20 protein-coding genes are annotated in these 16,360 nt (G+C 70.4%); 5 read left to right on the top strand and 15 right to left on the bottom strand.

The features are described from left to right. Positions 1-10 precede the first annotated feature (10 nt). Positions 11-889, top strand: coding sequence for a ThuA domain-containing protein (locus ACGFJ2_RS48430; RefSeq protein ID WP_357953111.1), 879 nt, complete (start codon positions 11-13; stop codon positions 887-889). A 50-nt stretch (positions 890-939) separates the two neighbouring features. On the opposite strand, the gene aroQ is transcribed toward ACGFJ2_RS48430, so the two are convergent. The 11 genes from aroQ to ACGFJ2_RS48375 form a co-directional block, all read right to left on the bottom strand. Then, positions 940-1,392, bottom strand: coding sequence for a type II 3-dehydroquinate dehydratase (gene aroQ, locus ACGFJ2_RS48425; protein ID WP_357953110.1), 453 nt, complete (start codon positions 1,390-1,392; stop codon positions 940-942). A gap of 27 nt (positions 1,393-1,419) precedes the next feature. Beyond that, positions 1,420-2,724 carry an AAA family ATPase gene (locus ACGFJ2_RS48420; RefSeq protein ID WP_357953108.1) on the bottom strand — a complete coding sequence of 435 codons (1,305 nt, stop codon included), beginning with the start codon at positions 2,722-2,724 and terminating at the stop codon, positions 1,420-1,422. Further along, positions 2,721-4,148 (bottom strand): hypothetical protein, encoded by a 1,428-nt coding sequence (locus tag ACGFJ2_RS48415; RefSeq protein WP_357953106.1) that lies wholly within the window; start codon positions 4,146-4,148, stop codon positions 2,721-2,723. Before ACGFJ2_RS48415 ends, ACGFJ2_RS48420 begins: the two co-directional genes overlap by 4 nt. Beyond that, positions 4,145-5,245, bottom strand: a complete 1,101-nt coding sequence (locus ACGFJ2_RS48410; protein ID WP_357953104.1) for a hypothetical protein — start codon at positions 5,243-5,245, stop codon at positions 4,145-4,147. Before ACGFJ2_RS48410 ends, ACGFJ2_RS48415 begins: the two co-directional genes overlap by 4 nt. A 31-nt stretch (positions 5,246-5,276) precedes the next feature. Then, positions 5,277-6,077: a hypothetical protein gene (locus ACGFJ2_RS48405; RefSeq protein WP_357953103.1), complete on the bottom strand. Its 801-nt coding sequence runs from the start codon at positions 6,075-6,077 to the stop codon at positions 5,277-5,279. A 115-nt stretch (positions 6,078-6,192) separates the two neighbouring features. Next, positions 6,193-6,621 carry a hypothetical protein gene (locus ACGFJ2_RS48400; protein WP_357953101.1) on the bottom strand — a complete coding sequence of 143 codons (429 nt, stop codon included), beginning with the start codon at positions 6,619-6,621 and terminating at the stop codon, positions 6,193-6,195. 285 nt (positions 6,622-6,906) lie between these two features. Then, a complete protein-coding gene (locus ACGFJ2_RS48395) occupies positions 6,907-7,056 on the bottom strand; it encodes a hypothetical protein (RefSeq protein ID WP_357953100.1) in 150 nt (49 codons plus the stop codon). Between the two features lie 19 nt (positions 7,057-7,075). Beyond that, the gene (gene fmdA, locus ACGFJ2_RS48390) at positions 7,076-8,323 is read right to left on the bottom strand and encodes a formamidase (RefSeq protein WP_357953098.1); all 1,248 of its coding nucleotides are present in this window, start codon (positions 8,321-8,323) and stop codon (positions 7,076-7,078) included. Positions 8,324-8,405: 82 nt separating this feature from the next. Beyond that, positions 8,406-9,062, bottom strand: a complete 657-nt coding sequence (locus ACGFJ2_RS48385) for an AmiS/UreI family transporter (RefSeq protein ID WP_357953096.1) — start codon at positions 9,060-9,062, stop codon at positions 8,406-8,408. A 144-nt stretch (positions 9,063-9,206) separates the two neighbouring features. Further along, complete coding sequence (locus ACGFJ2_RS48380; protein ID WP_357953094.1) at positions 9,207-9,482, bottom strand: zinc ribbon domain-containing protein; 276 nt, start codon at positions 9,480-9,482, stop codon at positions 9,207-9,209. Positions 9,483-9,850: 368 nt separating this feature from the next. Further along, positions 9,851-10,540: a class I SAM-dependent methyltransferase gene (locus ACGFJ2_RS48375; protein WP_357953092.1), complete on the bottom strand. Its 690-nt coding sequence runs from the start codon at positions 10,538-10,540 to the stop codon at positions 9,851-9,853. A gap of 75 nt (positions 10,541-10,615) precedes the next feature. Here ACGFJ2_RS48375 and ACGFJ2_RS48370 point away from each other — a divergent pair, with 75 nt between their 5' ends. After that, a complete protein-coding gene (locus tag ACGFJ2_RS48370) occupies positions 10,616-11,056 on the top strand; it encodes a hypothetical protein (protein ID WP_393480177.1) in 441 nt (146 codons plus the stop codon). Further along, positions 11,053-11,709, top strand: coding sequence for a TetR family transcriptional regulator (locus ACGFJ2_RS48365; protein WP_393480174.1), 657 nt, complete (start codon positions 11,053-11,055; stop codon positions 11,707-11,709). Before ACGFJ2_RS48370 ends, ACGFJ2_RS48365 begins: the two co-directional genes overlap by 4 nt. A gap of 262 nt (positions 11,710-11,971) precedes the next feature. Here the strand turns inward: ACGFJ2_RS48365 and ACGFJ2_RS48360 are convergent, their stop codons facing one another. The 4 genes from ACGFJ2_RS48360 to ACGFJ2_RS48345 form a co-directional block, all read right to left on the bottom strand. Beyond that, positions 11,972-12,529, bottom strand: coding sequence for a hypothetical protein (locus ACGFJ2_RS48360; protein ID WP_393480171.1), 558 nt, complete (start codon positions 12,527-12,529; stop codon positions 11,972-11,974). Between the two features lie 48 nt (positions 12,530-12,577). Further along, entirely contained in the window at positions 12,578-13,579 is a 1,002-nt protein-coding gene (locus ACGFJ2_RS48355; protein WP_393480169.1) for a phosphotransferase family protein, read from the bottom strand. Beyond that, positions 13,576-14,766, bottom strand: coding sequence for an acyl-CoA dehydrogenase family protein (locus tag ACGFJ2_RS48350; protein ID WP_357953076.1), 1,191 nt, complete (start codon positions 14,764-14,766; stop codon positions 13,576-13,578). The genes ACGFJ2_RS48355 and ACGFJ2_RS48350 overlap by 4 nt, the downstream gene beginning before the upstream one ends. Before the next feature lie 83 nt (positions 14,767-14,849). Then, positions 14,850-15,443: a hypothetical protein gene (locus ACGFJ2_RS48345; protein ID WP_357953075.1), complete on the bottom strand. Its 594-nt coding sequence runs from the start codon at positions 15,441-15,443 to the stop codon at positions 14,850-14,852. Between ACGFJ2_RS48345 and ACGFJ2_RS48340 the strand changes: the two genes are divergently transcribed. Next, the gene (locus tag ACGFJ2_RS48340; protein WP_393480165.1) at positions 15,444-15,671 is read left to right on the top strand and encodes a hypothetical protein; all 228 of its coding nucleotides are present in this window, start codon (positions 15,444-15,446) and stop codon (positions 15,669-15,671) included. A gap of 323 nt (positions 15,672-15,994) precedes the next feature. Further along, the gene (locus ACGFJ2_RS48335) at positions 15,995-16,336 is read left to right on the top strand and encodes a DUF6285 domain-containing protein (protein ID WP_358194801.1); all 342 of its coding nucleotides are present in this window, start codon (positions 15,995-15,997) and stop codon (positions 16,334-16,336) included. The last annotated feature ends 24 nt before the right edge of the window (positions 16,337-16,360 follow it).

The raw sequence follows: 16,360 nt of genomic DNA, 5'->3' as shown, positions 1-16,360 counted from the left end.
CTCTACGCTCGTGACCGCCGCCCTTCTGCTGGCGGTCGCCCTGCCCGCCTCAGCCGCCTCCAACGAGCCCGCGCCCGCCGGCGGCGTGTGCCGGGGCACCGACGCCCGCTGCTACCACGACTGGGGCAACTTCGACCCGGCCAAGGGCTACCGCCTGCTCGTCTACACGCGCACGGCCGGCCCCCGCCACGCCCACCTGGGCACCGTGCTCGGGCCGGGGCTCAACCCGCCGCTCAATGACGACAACGTGGCCGTGAAGGCCGTGCTCAAGCTGGGTCAGGACAACGGCTTCGCGGTCGACTACACCGAGGACGTCACCCAGCTCGCCTCGGCGCAGAGCCTGCTGAAGTACAACGCGGTGATGTTCCTGAGCACGACCAGGGACGCGCTCGACGACGCGGCGCAGACCGCGCTGCGCCAGTACGTCAGGGCGGGCGGCGGCTTCGTCGGCGTGCACAACGCCTTCGGCACCGAGTACAACTGGCCCTGGTACGAAGGGCTGCTCGGCGAGGCCAACTTCTACGACCACGGCCCCGTCCAGCCCGCCACCGTGCGCACGGTCGATCGGCGCGACGCCTCCACCGCGGGGCTGCCGCCGGCCTGGACGTTCAGCGACGAGTGGTACAACCTGGTCCCGGCCCCCACCCGCGTCCGCGTCCTGGCCCAGGTCGACGAGAGCACCATGCTGAAGGGCACCCGCGGCAACCTCGGCCATCCCGGGCACGGCAGGGACCACCCGGTCTCCTGGTGCCAGTACTACGACGGCGGCAGGTCGTGGGTCACCACGCTCGGCCACGAGGTGCAGGCGTGGACCGGCGACCAGCGCTTCCTCGGCCACCTGACCGGCGGCCTGCGGTCGGCGATGGGCATGGCGCCCTTCTGCCGCTGATCACTTCTCTCGCTGAACGCTTCTTTCCGCTGAACGCTTCTTGCCGCTGATCACTTCTGGGCGGAGTGGTGCAGGCCGCGCATGGCCAGCACGTAGCCGTGCACGCCGAACCCGACCACGATGCTCCGCGCGACCGGCGAGATGTAGGAGTGGTGCCGGAACGGCTCGCGGGCGTGCACGTTGGAGATGTGCAGCTCCACCACCGGCAGCTCCACGCCCTCGATGGCGTCGTGCAGGGCCACCGACGTGTGCGTGTAGGCGCCGGGATTGAACACCGCGCCCACGCACCGCCCGGCCTTGACCTCGGCCCCGGCCTCGTGGATCCAGTCGATCAGCTGCCCCTCGTGGTTCGACTGCCGGAACCGGAGGTCGAGGCCGAGCCCGGCGGCCTCCTGGCGGCACATCTCCTCGACGTCGGCCAGCGTCGTCGTGCCGTACACCTCCGGCTTGCGGGTGCCGAGCAGGTTGAGGTTCGGGCCGTTGAGAACGTACACGGATGTCACACATGCCTCACTTCGTGATCGTCGCCGCTACACCCGGTGGCGGGCCAGGTGCTCCAGGACCGACTGGTTGGCCTCCCAGCCGTCGGGGAACTTCACCGGCACGCCCAGCCGTACCGGCTCGGCCGACGGATGGGCGTCGAGCAGCTCGGCGATGCCCGCCCTGGCCACCACCACGCACGCGTGCCGGTGCCGCGAGGCCAGCACGCACAGCCGCCCCGACTCCAGGTGGAAGGCGGTGGCGTCCCGGCGGCCCGACAGCGGGTGCAGCACGATCGTCACGTCGTACTCGCGGCCCTGCAGCCGGTTGGCGGTGTCGACGGTGATCTCCGGCGGCAGCCCCGCGGCCCTGATCGCCGCCACCTGGTCGCGGTGCGCCGCGCCGACCGCGATCCGGTCGGCGGTCACCGGCCGTTCGCCCTGCTCGGAGCCCGCCACCGCGCCGCGCTGCAGCAGCCGCTCGGCCAGCAGCGCCACCGCCTGCACGGCCTCGCCGTCGGTGCGCACGGTGTGGCGGTTGGGCAGCTCCAGCAGCGCCCAGCCGGAGCGGGCCGCCTCCTCCAGCGCCCGGTCGTGCACGGTGCCCATGCCGCCGGTGGCCAGCTCCAGCCGCCGCTCGCCGGCCCCGGTGCCCGACCGGAACCCGGTGAACGGGTAGAACGCCTTCGACACCACCGGCGCGGCCGAGGCGGGCAGCCGCCACGACACCGGCAGCCGGTGCACCGGCAGGTCGGGGTTGTGGCGCAGCAGCACCGAGACCGCGCTCTGCAGCGGGTCCCACGACAGTCCGGACCAGCGGTCGCCGTCCACGATCGAGAACGGGTCGAGCTGGCCGGGATCGCCCACGAACAGCGCCCGCTCGAACAGCCCGGCGATGCGCAGCAGCTTGTCCGAGCGCATCTGGTACGCCTCGTCCACGATCGCCCACGGCCAGGTACGGCCGGAGATCCACGCCCACTTGTCCGACGTGGCGATGGTGATGTCGGGGTCGCCGAGATCCTGGATCCGCGTGCCGACCGTGACACCGGTCAGCTCCAGCAGCCGCAGCGGCGGCACGTAGCCGCTCGCCGACAGCCGGCCGACCGTCAGCCGCGGGTGCCGCTCCGAGATCCGCGTCACCAGGTCGTCGACCTGCTCGTTGGTCTGGGCGACGATCATCAGCGGCTCGCCGGTCTCGGCCAGGTGGGCGGCGGCCCGGACGACGAGCGTGGACTTGCCCGCCCCCGGCGGGGAGTCGACCACCACGCCGCGATTCCTGGGCAGGTCGGCGAGCACGTTCCTGATGACCTGCTCCGGACTAATGGCCTGCTCCGGGCTGGCGTCCTCGCCGGTCACGACCACTCCTCGCGGGCGTCCTCGTCGGTGGGGCGGTATTCGCGCGGCGGGCCGCCGTGCGTCCACGGCGTGGCCTCCGCGTCGGGCAGGCTCGGCGCGCCCTGGAAGTCGTCGGTGAGCGAGGTGTAACAGACCCGCTCGCCCACCTCGGGCACCGCGCCCGGAGTGGGCGTCTTGCCCCGGCCCATGCCCTTGGTGATCTTCAGCGTGACCAGGCCGTCGCTCGCCTCGACCAGCTGGGCGCCCTGGCCGCGCCGCTGCGGGGTGCCGAGCGTGGTGCCGGGTGCCAGGCGTACGGGATCGTCGGTCTTGACCACCACGAGCGGGCGCAGCTTGCGCGAGCGGCCCTCGCCCTCGAAGTTCTCCGGCTCGGTCTCCACGACCTCGCCCGCGAACGCCTCGCCGGTCAGCCGGTATTCGGCCATGACCAGCGGGTCGTCGTAGGCGCGCTGCACCTCGTAGGCGGCCTGGGCGCGCTCCATGCGCGCCAGGCGCGCGGCGGCGGCGATCGCGCCGTCATGCCTGGCCTGCGGCGGCGCGCCGTCCTCGATCTGCGCGGCCAGGCCGCTGAAGGAGGCGCGGTCCTGTTCCCACCGCTGCGCCACACTGTTGCCCTCGGGCAGGCCGGCGAGCAGGTCGATCGCCTGCCACATGAGCCGCCAGGTGGGTTCGAGCTGGGATCGGAGGGCTTCGGTGACGCGTTCGGCCGAGCCCTTCTCGATCGCCGGCGCCAGCACCTCGGCGTCGAACCCCGGATCGGTGACCGGTCCCGCGGGCGGCCAGATCAGCGGGTCCTCCGCGTCGTCACTGGGTCCCTCGGTGATCCAGGCGAGCAGCGCGGCCAGGTTCGCGTCCTCCAGGCCGCTCTGCCCGCTCGCCCAGTGCCTGCCCAGCTCGTCGGTCGCCGCGATGGTCAGCGACGACCCCGGATATCCGGCCCGCTCGGCGAACCAGGTCAGCCACCTGCCCAGCAGCGGCACCCCCGTGGGCACCGGGTAGGGCCCGTCGGCCCGGCGAAATCGGGTGGACCGGCCGAGCAGCCGGGTGAATGCCACCCCCGCCTGGTTCGGCACGATCAGCTGCGGCGCGTCGAGCGCCCGCTCGTAGGGGTCGGCGTTCTTGCGCTCCACCGTCTCCGTCTCGCGCAGAAAGCCCTGGATGTACGGCAGCAGCAACCCGGCCAGCTCGGCGGCCCAGGCGAAGCGCAGATCACGGTTACGCGGCTGGGTGACCACCAGCAGGCGGGGCTCGGCCCGGTCGGTGCCGAGCATGGCGGCCAGCGGCGCGGCGGCCTCACCGGAGAGCTTGAGCGGGATGAACACCATCGGCCGCGCCGACAGATGGCAGTGCCGGACGGTCGCGATGGGCTGCGCGATGCCCTCGTCGAGGGCCCGCAGCCGGGCGAGCGAGGTGAGCAGGCTCACGTCAGGCACTCTCTGCGCAGGCGTTCGGCGTTGCGCAGGAGCCGGGCGATCTCCTCCTGGCCCGGCGCCGGGTCGCGGGTGCCGTCGGCCAGCCCGAGCGCCTCGCTGACGGAGGCCACGCCGCCCAGCTCGTCGCGTACGTTACGGCCGAGCAGGTCGGAAGCACCCTCCTGCCGGGCCTCGTCGCGGCAGAAGAAGCACAGGTCACAGGTCGACAGGCAGTCCGGCGCGTAGCGGGCGTCGGAGCGGCGCAGCGCGTCGGCCAGCTCGGCGGCGGACCGGGTCGGCAGCCCGTCCTCGCCGGGCAGCAGGTCGAACGTGACCTCGTCGGGCAGGACGTCGAGCAGCCGGTCGAGCCCCGTCATCCGGTCGAGCTGGCGTTCCAGGACGGCCAGCTGCTTGCGCACGTCCACCAGCGTCGCGACCGGCCGGTTGGCGAAGTTCTCCGGGCAGACCAGCACGACCTCGTGCGAGACCCGCAGCGGGTCGTGTCCCAGCTCGTCGAGCAGTCTGCGCAGCGCCAGCACGTACACCGCCGCCTGCCGGGCCGCCGCGGCCACCGCGGCCGGGTCCGCCTGCCCGTCGATCACCGCGAACGACTTGATCTCCACGATGTGAAAGCGCCCGCCGAGCTGGAAGGCCACCACGTCCGGCTCCAGGTAGGCGGCGTGCCCGGCGATCTCCAGGGCGAGCAGCGGATGGTCGTAGACCGTCCCCGCGTCGTGCCCTTCGGCCACCGCCCGGTCGAACAGCGCCCGGGTGTGGGCGTGGCGCAGGTGCGCGCCGACGTTCTCCACGTCGTGGTAGGCCACCTCGGCGATCGGCAGGCCGAGCTGCTCCCGCAGCATGCGCAGCAACTCGGCGCAGCCGTCGGCCTTCACCAGCGCCTCGAACACGTTCCCGCGGGTGATCGCGAACGGCGACTGGCCGAACGGCGCGGGAAACCCCAGATGCCGGGCCGCGGCGTCCTTGTCGATCCCGGCGCCGTCCATGAGCGCCCGGCGTGAGCAGCCGGGGTTCGCCGCGAGCGCGGCGATGGCGCGGGCGTCGTGCGGCTTCGGTGGCGTCGTGCCTCGCAGCGCGTCAAGCCGGTTCATCGGCTGCCTCTCGTCTCGCTGTTGCGCGCTCTCACCCAGTGATCCTTTTCTTCGCGACAGTGCTCAGCGTAGCGGCGCCGAACAGCCGCGCTGTGTCACCGAGCTGCGTCGCCGCACGTTCGGCCAGCTCAGCGCGGTCCTGCGTGTCGCGCTCCACGTGCACCGCGAGCTCTGCACGCGCCGCCTCGATGACCCGGCCGGGGTCGGGTGGCCCCAGATCGCCGTCGGCGGCGCCGGGGATGTTGCGCGCCATCCTGGCCAGCAGCCGCGCCCCTCCGGGCTCAATGAGGGCGTCGGTCACCTGCTCGGCCACCGCTATGGCGCAGGTGAGGAAGTCGACGCGGGGGCTGAGCGGGCCGACCATCCGGCGCGCCTGTGGCCACGTACTGGCCGCCAGCAGGCCACGGGCGGGGGAGAGGCGGTCGGTCAGGGCCGCGCACAGGTAGTACGGGCGGCCGTACGGGGAGGACTTGAACGAGCGTTCCTCGTCGCGGCGCAGGCTGGTGAGCTGATTGCTTCTCAGCGTGCCGCCACAGAAGGCCGCGCCCACGGCGACGATCAGCCGTGGCTGGGCGCAGGCGCCCAGCAGGAGGAGACCCTGATGCACCTGCTCGCGCACGGTCACCAGCCGCGGCGCCGGGGGCTCGGGTTCGCTGTCTTTCCGATCATCCGCTGGGGCCGTGCTCACCAGGGCGTCCCAGGTGCGCTCGGCGCCGCGCAGCTCGGCGCGCAGGGTCCTGGCCGTGGCCGTGTCCTTGGCCCGCATGGCCCTGCGCACACCGGCTCGGAGCTCGTCGATCCGCCTCTCGAGATCGTCCAGCCGGTCACTCATGGCGCGAGCGTAGCAAGAGTTCCAGTATTTCCCAGTATTTTCAGGACATCGAGACGTTCGCGTGATCTACATTGTAAAGGGTGCGGTCCTGGTTTCCCGCCAAGCAAGGCTCACGTCACGGCGTACCGGCGATGGCGCATGCTCGGCACGGGGGACGTGCGCAGATGCACTGCATGATCGCGTCGAGAACGTCCTGGTCGTGATACAGGCACCGATCATTGCAGGTGTGGCGCGGAACGAACCCCGCCTGGATCTCGTCGGGCCACGGCTCTTCGCCTTCGCGGCAGCGGACGAACTGTTCGGGGTCCTCCGAGTGCAGGCCGTGCATGCGTTCCCGGGCCTGGGTCTCCAGGGTTCGCGTCTCCGCCACCATGGCCTTGAGTTCGGCGGCGAGGTCGGCGTACCTGTCATCGCCGGTTCGTACGTGCGCGGCCCGCAGCGCCATCACCGCATTGCCCAGGAATCGGCCGGCGTCCTGGAGGTCTGTGGTGTGATGCAGTTGGATGCCGGTCACGCTTCGGACCCACACGGCGTCGTTGTTCATTGATCAATCCTTCGGAGTGGCAGGCGCACCCACCCGTTTGGGAATTGCCCTAGGTCGGGAGGCATGTCAGGGGTTTGTGCGACTACACCTGAGGATAACCATCTGTTTGCGCAAGTTTCGGGCTAGGGCTGCGGGGTTGACCGTTGGCGGAGTGACGGCGGCGGTCGAACAGCCTTTGCGCGGGGTGTGTCGAAATGGCGGCAAGCCTGGCGTGGAAGGGGGATCGCTCCATTGGAGCGCACTCTGGCGCGGTAAACCACTTATGGGGATAAATAGGGGAAGATATTACCCGGCGCCGAGCGCCGGGCGGGCCGTGATCGCGATGGCCACCGCGCGATCCGTGTTCCTCTCTCCCACGACAGGTCGTCGATGCGCGGTGGCCGTTCTCGTTCTCAGGCGCCGCTCGACCAGGAAGATCACTTCCAGGGTCGTCATACGCGTCATGCCGTGGCGGTCAGCTCGTCACGGCGCACTGTCCGCGCTCCTTCCTGACAGGTCCTTCGGCATTCGGGCGTACGTCGAAGTCGAAGATCGCGGTGGGCAGGTAGAGCGAGCAGCAGGCGTTGGGAATGTCGACGATCCCGCTGATTCGCCCTTCGATCGGAGCCGAGCCGAGGATCAGGTAGGCCTGTTCGCCGGTGTAGCCCCACTTCTTGAGATACTCGACGGCATTGAGGCATGCCCTGCGGTAGGCCACCGTCGCGTCGAGGTAATAGTTGGTGTCGGTGTCATGGTCCACCGAGATCCCGATGAACGACATGAACTCGGAGTAGCGCGGCTCGACGTTTCCGGGCAGGAAGACCGGGTTGGTGGAGACACCGTACTTCTCCATGCCGCCCTTGATGAGGTCGACGTGGAAGTCGATGAAACCGCCCATCTCGATCGCGCCGCAGAAGGTAATCTCGCCGTCGCCCTGGCTGAAGTGCAGGTCACCTCCGGAAAGTTTCGCATCCTTCACCTGGACCGGGTAGAAGACCCGGGCTCCGCGGGTGAAGTTCTTGATGTCGTGATTGCCGCCGTTCTCCCTCGCCGGCACGGTACGGGCGCCCTCCTCGGCGATCCGCCGCGCCACATCGCCGCTCGCCGTACCGGCGATGGCGTTGTCGGCCAGCGGTGGCAGGCCGAGCGGTGGGACCCGTTGCGGATCGGTGTCGATGAGCGCCTGCTCCCTGCGGTTCCAGGAGGCGAGCAGCTCGGCTGACGGCGCGGTGCCGAACAGCCCTGGGTGGGTGATGCCGGTGAACCGGACACCTGGCAGGTGCCGGGATGTGGCCACCTGGCCGTGGAAGTCCCAGATCGCCTTGTAGGCGTCGGGGAAGTAGTCGGTCAGGAATCCGCCGCCGTTCGCTTTGGCGAACACGCCGGTGTAGCCCCATCCCTGTCCCGGTGCCTGCCCGACCTGCTGGGGAACCGCGCCGAGGTCGAGGATGTCGAGGACCAGGAGATCGCCCGGCTCGGCTCCGTCCACCCCGATGGGCCCGCTCAGCACGTGCGCGACGGTCAGGTCGACGTCCCGCACGTCGTTCGCGGAATCGTTGTTGCCTATCTGGGCGTCGGTCCATTCCCTGCATTCGACTCGGAACTCATCTCCGGGGCGGACCATCTCGGCCACCGGAACATCCGGGTGCCATCGATTGTGTCCCGGGATTTTCTGGTCGCGCATTGACCTCGATTGATCGATGCTGAATACGACGTTCGGCATGATGAATGCCTTTCTTGAATACGGATGCCGTCAGGCATGAAACGCATCGACCACCTCCTTGCAGGCGTCGCGGGTCTTCTCGTCAGGTCCACCGAGGGCGATGTGTCCGGTCGCCGGCGCCCATCGCATCGGCCGGTGCCGCCGCCGTGGGTTCACGTCCACGGGTCAACGGCCACAGTCCGATGAAGACCACCACGCCGAACACGGCGAGGATGAAGGCGATGAGGTTGGTGTTCCGCCAGTAGCCCGTCAGGATCATGAACGCGGGGATCGCCGCCGTGACCCACCCCTGGATCGCCGTCACCCAGCCCGTGTACCTGGTGATCTGCTCGTGTTTCAAACCCAGCAGCACGAAGAAGAGGAACCACAGGTAACTCCAGTAGAGCCAGATGACGCCGAACGCCGGATCGCCCAGGAGCCGGAAGTTCGCGTAGGAGTATCCGAGCGCCATGATGGCCACGAACAGCGAGAAGTAGCCGACTCCCGTGGAGTCGAAACCGCCCAGCAGGTTGATCCCGACGTACAGGTAGGTGAAACCGAACAGATAGATCCCGGACGCGCCGAGGACCTGGGCCGGGTCCCCGGGATTGAGGATGATCAGCACAGTGGGCGTGATCACCTGCAGGGTGCCGACGAAGAGATTGAAGATCGCCGCCGCGCGTGGATCGATCTTCTTCAGCAGCATCATCCCGTTGATGAAGAGCACCGCGCCGACGTAGAGAAGTCCGACGGCTCCCATGAGCGACGCACCTCCTGGTGTTGTCGTGTGGCGGCATCACTCACGCCGGGCGGCCTGTCACCGCCTCCGGACCGGCGGAGCCGCGTGTGTGAGCGGTTCACACGCACGCGCCGCGTTGTTTGTGTTGATCAAGGTTTGTGTTGATCAAGGCCGAGGCAGGCGTGGCAGCGCCGGGTGCGGCGGCGGTTCGCGCCGCTTGTGAGGCACGCTCGTGACCACCTCGGGTGCTTCCCGGCTCTGCTCCTCGCGGGTGAGCGCGGCATTGACTACTGAAGGCACCCGGCTGAGGTACGGCGAGGAGAAGACTCGACGGGAGGGGCGGTGGCACGCGGGGCATTCGCGGGCCGCCGCGGCGGTCCCGATCGGTAGATGCACGTCGAATCGTCCGCAGTCGGGGCAGCGATACTCATACGTCGCCATAGGCATTCCTCCGCAGAGATCCGACTCGATCTTCTCCGGCCCTCGGCGCCGCAGAGCCATCGCCGGCCTGCGGCGATCTAGGCATACTTCAAGTAACCTCCGCCGCCAAGCCCATGTCAAGGTCGTCGAATGCTGCGGCAATTTCCCGGAAAACCAGCTCTGCGCGGAAAAGGGGGTAAGAGTAGCGGAAGGGTGTCCACGGAGGCGATAAACGTGGTCAGACTTTTAACGTCGGCACGCCCATAATTGCCTGACCCGCTGGGAGAATTTGCCGGACATTTGATGGATTTCACGATTTTGACCAACAACGAAGACACGGCCATCGACGGCCGCGGGCAGGTCGCGGCGCGTCCGGTGTCAACGCGCGGCTACGGGAGGCCGGGGACGGCGAGTGCCCAGCCGCGGTCCTCGGTGAGGAAGCGGTCCAGGCGGAGCCCGCACTCGGCCAGTGCCGCGCGCAGGTCGTCGTCCGTCAGCCGCCAGGACGTGAACGACTGGGTCCACACCCGATCCCGGTGCGTGTAGCGCATCGTCGCGTTGAACTGGTCCGGCCCGGCCGCCTCCAGGGCCGCCAGCGTGACCGTCATGTCGCCGTCCGTCCTGCCCTGGCCGGGCCGCCGGGCGTCGTGCGTCTCGGGCGGCGTCCACTCGATCAGCACGGCTCCGCCGGGCGCCACGTGCCGGGCGCAGGCCGACAGCAGCGCCCGCCGGCCGTCCTCGTCGGAGGTGTTCACCAGGTACGAACCCAGCATGACCGCGTCGAAGCGCCGCTCCAGCCGCAGATCCTGCGCCCGAGCCTGTACGGTCCGCGCGCCCCGCACGTGGGCCAGCATCTCGGCCGACTCGTCCACGGCCACCACCTCGAAGCCGTGCTCCAGCAGCGCGTGCGTCACCCGGCCGACGCCCGCGCCCAGCTCCAGGACGGAGCCGCCGCGCGGCACCACCTCCGCGACCAGCTCCGCCTCGCCGCGGGGCTTCAGCAGCGTGTAGTACTCGACGGGGGAGCCGTCAGGGGTGATCGAGCCGGGGCCGGTCCCGGAGCGGGGGATGATCGTCATGCCTTCGAATCTAACTCCGGGCGAGCGCACATGGGATCCCGTTCTCGCGGGGACGAAGGTGCTGTGTCCCCTCAGGTGCGTCATCTGATCGGCGCGGTGGCCGGGTCGGCCGCGCTGCCCCTCGTCTACTACCTGACCGAGGCGGGCGCCAGGGCCCTGCGAGCGGCGTACGCCGCCTTCCGGCCCGCGCCCGCCGGGCTCGGCTACCTGACGGCCGTGGCGGCCATCGTGCTGCTGCTCGCCGCCTGGTCGTGGCTGTCGCCGCTGGCCGCGCTGGCCTGCGGGCTGCCGCTGACCGCCGCCGCCGCGCTGTTCGCGTTCGACCTCGACGTCGCGCTCGACCTGGCGGGCCGGCTGCCGAGCTTCGCGGTGCCCACCGGCCAGCCGGTGGGCACCCTGGCCGGTGAGCCGCCGGGCGCCCTGGCCGGGGTGACGGGCCTGTACGCCGTCATCGGCGTCCTGCTGGTGTTGTCGGCGCTGCTGCCGCGCAGACGGCGATCTATCCTGGGCGGATGAGCGGACGGGACCCGGATCGGCGCAAGGCGCTGCTGGACGCGGCGGACCGGGTCATCCTGCGCGAGGGCCCCGAGGCGTCGATGGCCGCGATCGCCGCCGAGGCCGGGATCACCAAGCCGATCCTCTACCGCCATTTCGGCGACAAGAGTGGCCTCTACGAGGCGCTGGCCGACCGCCACGTGCGCACGGTCATCGCCCAGCTGCGTCCGGGGTTCGCCGGGGCGGCGTCCGACGTCCGGCCGGGGTTCGCCGAGGCCGAGGCTGACTTGCCGCCCGGGTTCGCCGAGGCAGCCTCCGACCTGCGCGGCCGGGCCAGGACGACGATCACCGTCTACCTGGACCTGATCTCGGCCAACCGCAACCTCTACCGTTTCCTGTTCCACCGGGCCAGCGCCGAGGACACCCGGATGCGCTCCCACATGACCGCGCTCGTGCGCAGCCTGGGCGAGGAGCTGGGCGGGGTGCTGGCCGCCCAGCGGGTGGTGCCGGAGCCCGTACGCGCCCAGGTGCTCGGTCACGCGTTCGTCGGCATGGTGCAGACCACCGGCGACTGGTGGCTGGAGCATCCGGAGGTGGATCGGGCGGAGGTCGTCGAAGGGCTGGTGGACGTGATCGTCGCGGCCGTCAGTCACCGAAGCGGGAGAGCGTCTTGAATTCCCTGTAGTTCCCTGAAGGAATCAGGCAACTCGGACGGGCGTGGCCTGGCCTGGCCTGGGCTGCCCCGGTGCTTGGCGAGCATGAGCACGGGGGTGGCTTTGGCGTGGTGGAAGCCGGTCCGGTGGTGAGAATTCCTGACATGTCCTGTCCGGTATGGCTGGTGCCGTCCCGGCTTGGGTGCATGGCCCGCCGGACGCTGTCCACCGCTGGTGGGCGGTGGGGCGGGCACCGTGCGCCGGTCGGGCACACGGCTGGACGTCATCGGGTTGTTTCGTGAGTTGGCTGAGGTGCGGGTGGGCCGTTTTGGGGTGGGGCGGTTCTTGGCTCTGTCGCGTGCTGCCGGTCGGGGGCCGGGCAATGCTTGAGCACCGACGTGCCGTCCCCGCACCGGGGGCAGTATCGGGAGGTGCCGCGGGCTGGGACGGTGACCACGGCGATGGCGTGCTTGGCGGCCAGATGCCGGATCGCCTCGACGATCTGCCCGCGTATCTGCCCCGACAGGCGCGTGTTCGCGTTGCCTCGGCGTCCGCGTGCTTCCAGGGTGGCCAGGTCTTCCAGGTAGATGACCGTCGTCCCGGCGGCCACGGCCTGGTCGACTGCCCAGCGGGCGGCCGACCAGGCCAGCGCCTTGTTCAGGTTGCGGATGCGCGCGCACAGTCGCTCATGTTCGACACCGAGGACCTGGTAGGCCGCGCTCAACGCGGCGAACGGCACCAGCCCCACGCCCAGGCTCGTCACCCCGAACCCGTAGAGCACCAAGGCGAGACCCGCCATCACGGCGACCGCGAAGACCACCTTGCCCAGCGAGAACAGCATACGATCAACGGCAACGGGTTTTCGGCCGAGCGGCAGTGGCACGGGTTCTCAGCCGAGCAGCCGCAGCAGGTCCCACTCGTTCTCGCACACCCTGCGCCCGATCGCGGCCAGCTCGACCGAACGCGCGCCGCCGCGCAGGTGGCGCATCGTCTGCATCATGCAGATGACGCCCCATTTGAGCACGCCGAACGTCTCCCACCAGCGCAGCGCGTCCCGGTCGACGGGCTGCCCGCCGGCCTTCTCGTACGCGCTCACCAGGTCGTCATAACCGCCGAAACCGCCCACCGGCAGCGGCGAGCCGAACCGCCACGCCTTCACGCACAGCCAGCCGAGGTCCTCGACCGGGTCGCCCGCGTGGGCCAGCTCCCAGTCGAGCACCGCCCGGATCCCCTCGGACCCGACGATCAGGTTGCCGTTGCGGAAGTCGCCGTGCACCACGGTCCGCCGCGCCGCCGCCGGCCGAGTCGCCGCCAGCCGCCGGAAGGCCAGCTCGAACACCGGATGCGGCTCACCGATCTGATCGAGCACGTCCCGCCACTGCCGCAGCGGATGGTCGGTCACGGGCACGCCAGTCAGGCCCGTGGGCACGGCAGCGGTGGCCGGGTCCGGGGCGCCAGCAGGGGGGAGCGCGGACAGCGGCATCCGGTGGATCGCCGCGAGCGCCTCGCCGCACTGGGCGGCCAGCCGCGGCCGGACCCCCGCGTACGCCTCGTCACGCAGGATCCTGCGCGGGATCGTCTCGCCCGCCACCCGCGTCATGAGGATGTACGGCTCACCGGCCGCCACGACCCGCGGCACCGGCACCCCGGCCTCGGCGGCGGCCCGCATCAGCGTGGCCTCGCTCGCCAGGCTGCCACCGGCCTCCAGGGCGGCGCCGGGGGAGTCGAGGCGCAGGATCAGTTCGTGCCGTTCGTCCCCGTCGAGCACGTCGAGCGCCCACGTCTCACGCGAGGCCCCGCCGGGGAGCCGCGCGCTGAAGGGCACCGACGCGCCGGGCCCGAAGACCTCGCGGACGATCGAGTGGACCATCGAGTGGACCGGCTCCGTCATCGCAGCCCGAACTCCCAGTTCCCGCCCGCCGCGTAGGCGCCGAGTATCCGCCGTCCCACGGAGTCGATGTGCACCTCGTCGGGGCCGTCGTAGATCCGCCCGGCCCTGGCGTGCCGGTACATCCGGTCCAGCGGGGTGTCCGGAGTCAGCCCCGCCGCGCCGTACACCTGGATGGCCCGGTCGATCACGTTGTGCAGCATGCGCGAGCCCACCACCTTGATCGCGCCGATCTCGACCCGGGCTTCCGAGCCGGCGTCGATGGCCCGCGCGGCGTCGAGCGTGAGCAGCCGCGCGGCCTGGATCTCGGTGTAGGAGTCGAACACGTGCTGCCGCATGAGCTGCTTGGCGGCCAGTGGCTCACCGAACGCGCTCCGCTCGCGCAGCCGGCGGCACATCAGGTCGAAGGCCCGCTGCGCCTGGCCGAGCCAGCGCATGCAGTGGAAGATCCGTCCGGGTCCCAGGCGCCGCTGCGCGATCACGAACCCGTCGCCGCGCTCCCCCAGGAGGTTCGAGGCGGGCACCCGGACGTTGTCGTAGCGGACCTCGCAGTGCGCGCCGTCCAGCCCCAGGACCGGTGTCTCGCGGATGATGTCGTAGCCCGGTGTGTCGGTCGGCACGAGGATCATGGAGAAGGACCGGTGCGGCGCCGCGCCGTCCTCCGTCCGGCACATCACGGTGGTGTACGCGGCCCGGGACGCGCCGGTCGTGAACCACTTGTGCCCGTTGATCACCCATTCGCCCCCGTCGAGGACCGCGGCCGTCCTGAGCTGCGTCGGGTCGCTGCTCGACACGGACGGCTCGGTCATCGCGAAGCTCGGCGAGATATCGCCGCGCACCAGCGGGTCGAGGTAGCGTTCCCGCTGCTCGGCCGAGGCGTGCTCGTGCAGCATCAGCGAGTCCTGCAGCGTGTACGTCCCCAGCGCGATCTGCCCGAACTCGCTACGCCCCTGCACCTCGTTGACGTAGACGTAGTCGAGGAAGGGCAGCCCGCCCCCGCCCAGCTCACGCGGGTGACCGAGGGCCCACAGACCCTCCTTTTTGGCCTCCGCCCGCAGTTCGTCGAGCGCCGCCCCGGCGGCCGGCCCGCCCTGGTGGAGCACGTTCTCGGCGGGCTCGACCCGCTCGGTCATGAAGGTGTGTACGGCATCGCGGATGGGGCGGACGCTGTCAGGGACGGCGAAGCTCATGACAGGATCTCAACCGATAATCGTTGCCCGGTCAACGGATTCGGTCGCGTTTCCAGGCCGCCCACCGGCCGGACGCGGCAGGGTCAGCACACGCCGGGCAACCCGCACACCTTGGCCGCCATCTTCCTGGCCTCCTTGGTCAGGCCGCCGGGGTTGTAGCTCCCCTCGTCGGTCGTGTAGATCATCAGGGCGCTGCCCTTACGTGCGACGACACCGGTGACGGTCTGGTTCACGTGGCCGTCCTGCCGCGTCTGGTACCCCATGCCCCAAGCCTCATCGCCCGCCTTGGCCTTGTTCGTCCGCCACCGGATCGAGAGTTCGGGCGACGACGGATCGCCCTTGCGCGCGCATCGCTTGACCTCGGCGCGCAGCCGGGTGAGCACGGCATGGGCGGCACGCGGGCTCTTGTAGATGATGAGCTGTTCGGAGGAGCCGCTGGGGGCGGAGGTCCCGAGCGTGATCGTGCGGGCCGCCAACCGGCCGCCGTCAACGGCGCGCCGGTGCCCGCACGGGTTCAGCTCCAACGGCCTGGTGAGTTTGTCGCTGATCTCGTAGCTGACTTCAGCGGCCTCGTCGGGGCTCAGCGGCTTGCGCGCGTCGCGCTCCATGAGCAGGAAGTTCTTCGGAATCTCGGTCACGGTCACCGGGGACAAGGCCAGCGCCAGGGAGAGGGTCACATGGATCATGAAGGGTTGGACGCCGGCGGGGACGACATTGTTGGCGACGGGAACGCCACTCAGTGGACGGCAGGTTCGAGCAACACCGTGCGCAGCTGGGACGGCGCCGACCGCAACACGGCCGTCCAGACCACCGGAACGGACCTGGCCGCCGTCGTCTACGTCCGCGACGCCACCGACCAGATCATCCGCCGGGACGCGACCGGTGACCCCACACCCAGCGCGTGAACGGTCAGCAGGCCGCTGCGCATCAAAGTCGTCATCCGGCACTCGGCCAAGGATGTGTATTGGATCGTCGGCAAGAGAACAGCCCGGGAATACCACTACAGAATGGGTGGTAACGGCTGGCGGCTCAAGAGCTACCGTGTCGGAAAGCGGGCCGATCCGCGAATCGAAGCCGTTCCGATGGGGCTGTCTCTCCGTCTTCGCAGGCGGGATGGCCGCAGTAGGCGCCGCGTCAACGACCGGTCCATGGGGGACAGGTTGGGCCCTTATAAGGGTGGGAGCGGCGATGAAAGCCGCGAAACGCTGATGAGTCAAAGGAGTTCCTGATGGCAACCCCGCACGACGTTCCCTCGGCGGCCCACCTGGTGGCGGCCGTCCGCGACTTCCTGGCCGACGACGTGCTGCCCGCGGTCGAGGGCCGGGTGCGCTTCCACACCCGGGTGGCGATCAACGTGCTCGGCATGGTCGAGCGGGAGATCGAGCTCGGCCCCGGCCAGGCGGAGGAGCACGGGCGGCGGCTGGCCGGGCTGGGGGTGAGCGACGACGCGGAGCTGGCGGCGGCCGTCCGCGAGGGCCGCCTCGACGACTCGGCCCTGGTCGAGGCGCTCAGGGACGCCGTACGGGCCAAGCTGGACGTGGCCAACCCCGGCTATCTCGGCGACGGCTAGTCGATGCCGACCGGCTGACGGCCG

The organism is Nonomuraea sp. NPDC049028, assembly GCF_043197735.1.
Taxonomy (GTDB): Bacteria; Actinomycetota; Actinomycetes; order Streptosporangiales; family Streptosporangiaceae; genus Nonomuraea.
This window is presented reverse-complemented; position numbering and strand designations above follow the sequence as displayed.

Coding starts and splice junctions, on each gene's coding strand:
- fmdA (WP_357953098.1), bottom strand. CDS start 8,323: ATGCCGAACGTCGTATTCAGCATCGATCAATCGAGGTCAATGCGCGAC.
- ACGFJ2_RS48410 (WP_357953104.1), bottom strand. CDS start 5,245: ATGAACCGGCTTGACGCGCTGCGAGGCACGACGCCACCGAAGCCGCAC.
- ACGFJ2_RS48400 (WP_357953101.1), bottom strand. CDS start 6,621: ATGAACAACGACGCCGTGTGGGTCCGAAGCGTGACCGGCATCCAACTG.
- ACGFJ2_RS48385 (WP_357953096.1), bottom strand. CDS start 9,062: ATGGGAGCCGTCGGACTTCTCTACGTCGGCGCGGTGCTCTTCATCAAC.
- ACGFJ2_RS48340 (WP_393480165.1), top strand. CDS start 15,444: ATGGATCATGAAGGGTTGGACGCCGGCGGGGACGACATTGTTGGCGAC.
- ACGFJ2_RS48405 (WP_357953103.1), bottom strand. CDS start 6,077: ATGAGTGACCGGCTGGACGATCTCGAGAGGCGGATCGACGAGCTCCGA.
- ACGFJ2_RS48380 (WP_357953094.1), bottom strand. CDS start 9,482: ATGGCGACGTATGAGTATCGCTGCCCCGACTGCGGACGATTCGACGTG.
- ACGFJ2_RS48350 (WP_357953076.1), bottom strand. CDS start 14,766: ATGAGCTTCGCCGTCCCTGACAGCGTCCGCCCCATCCGCGATGCCGTA.
- ACGFJ2_RS48355 (WP_393480169.1), bottom strand. CDS start 13,579: ATGACGGAGCCGGTCCACTCGATGGTCCACTCGATCGTCCGCGAGGTC.
- ACGFJ2_RS48360 (WP_393480171.1), bottom strand. CDS start 12,529: ATGCTGTTCTCGCTGGGCAAGGTGGTCTTCGCGGTCGCCGTGATGGCG.
- ACGFJ2_RS48395 (WP_357953100.1), bottom strand. CDS start 7,056: ATGACGACCCTGGAAGTGATCTTCCTGGTCGAGCGGCGCCTGAGAACG.
- ACGFJ2_RS48375 (WP_357953092.1), bottom strand. CDS start 10,540: ATGACGATCATCCCCCGCTCCGGGACCGGCCCCGGCTCGATCACCCCT.
- ACGFJ2_RS48365 (WP_393480174.1), top strand. CDS start 11,053: ATGAGCGGACGGGACCCGGATCGGCGCAAGGCGCTGCTGGACGCGGCG.
- ACGFJ2_RS48335 (WP_358194801.1), top strand. CDS start 15,995: ATGGCAACCCCGCACGACGTTCCCTCGGCGGCCCACCTGGTGGCGGCC.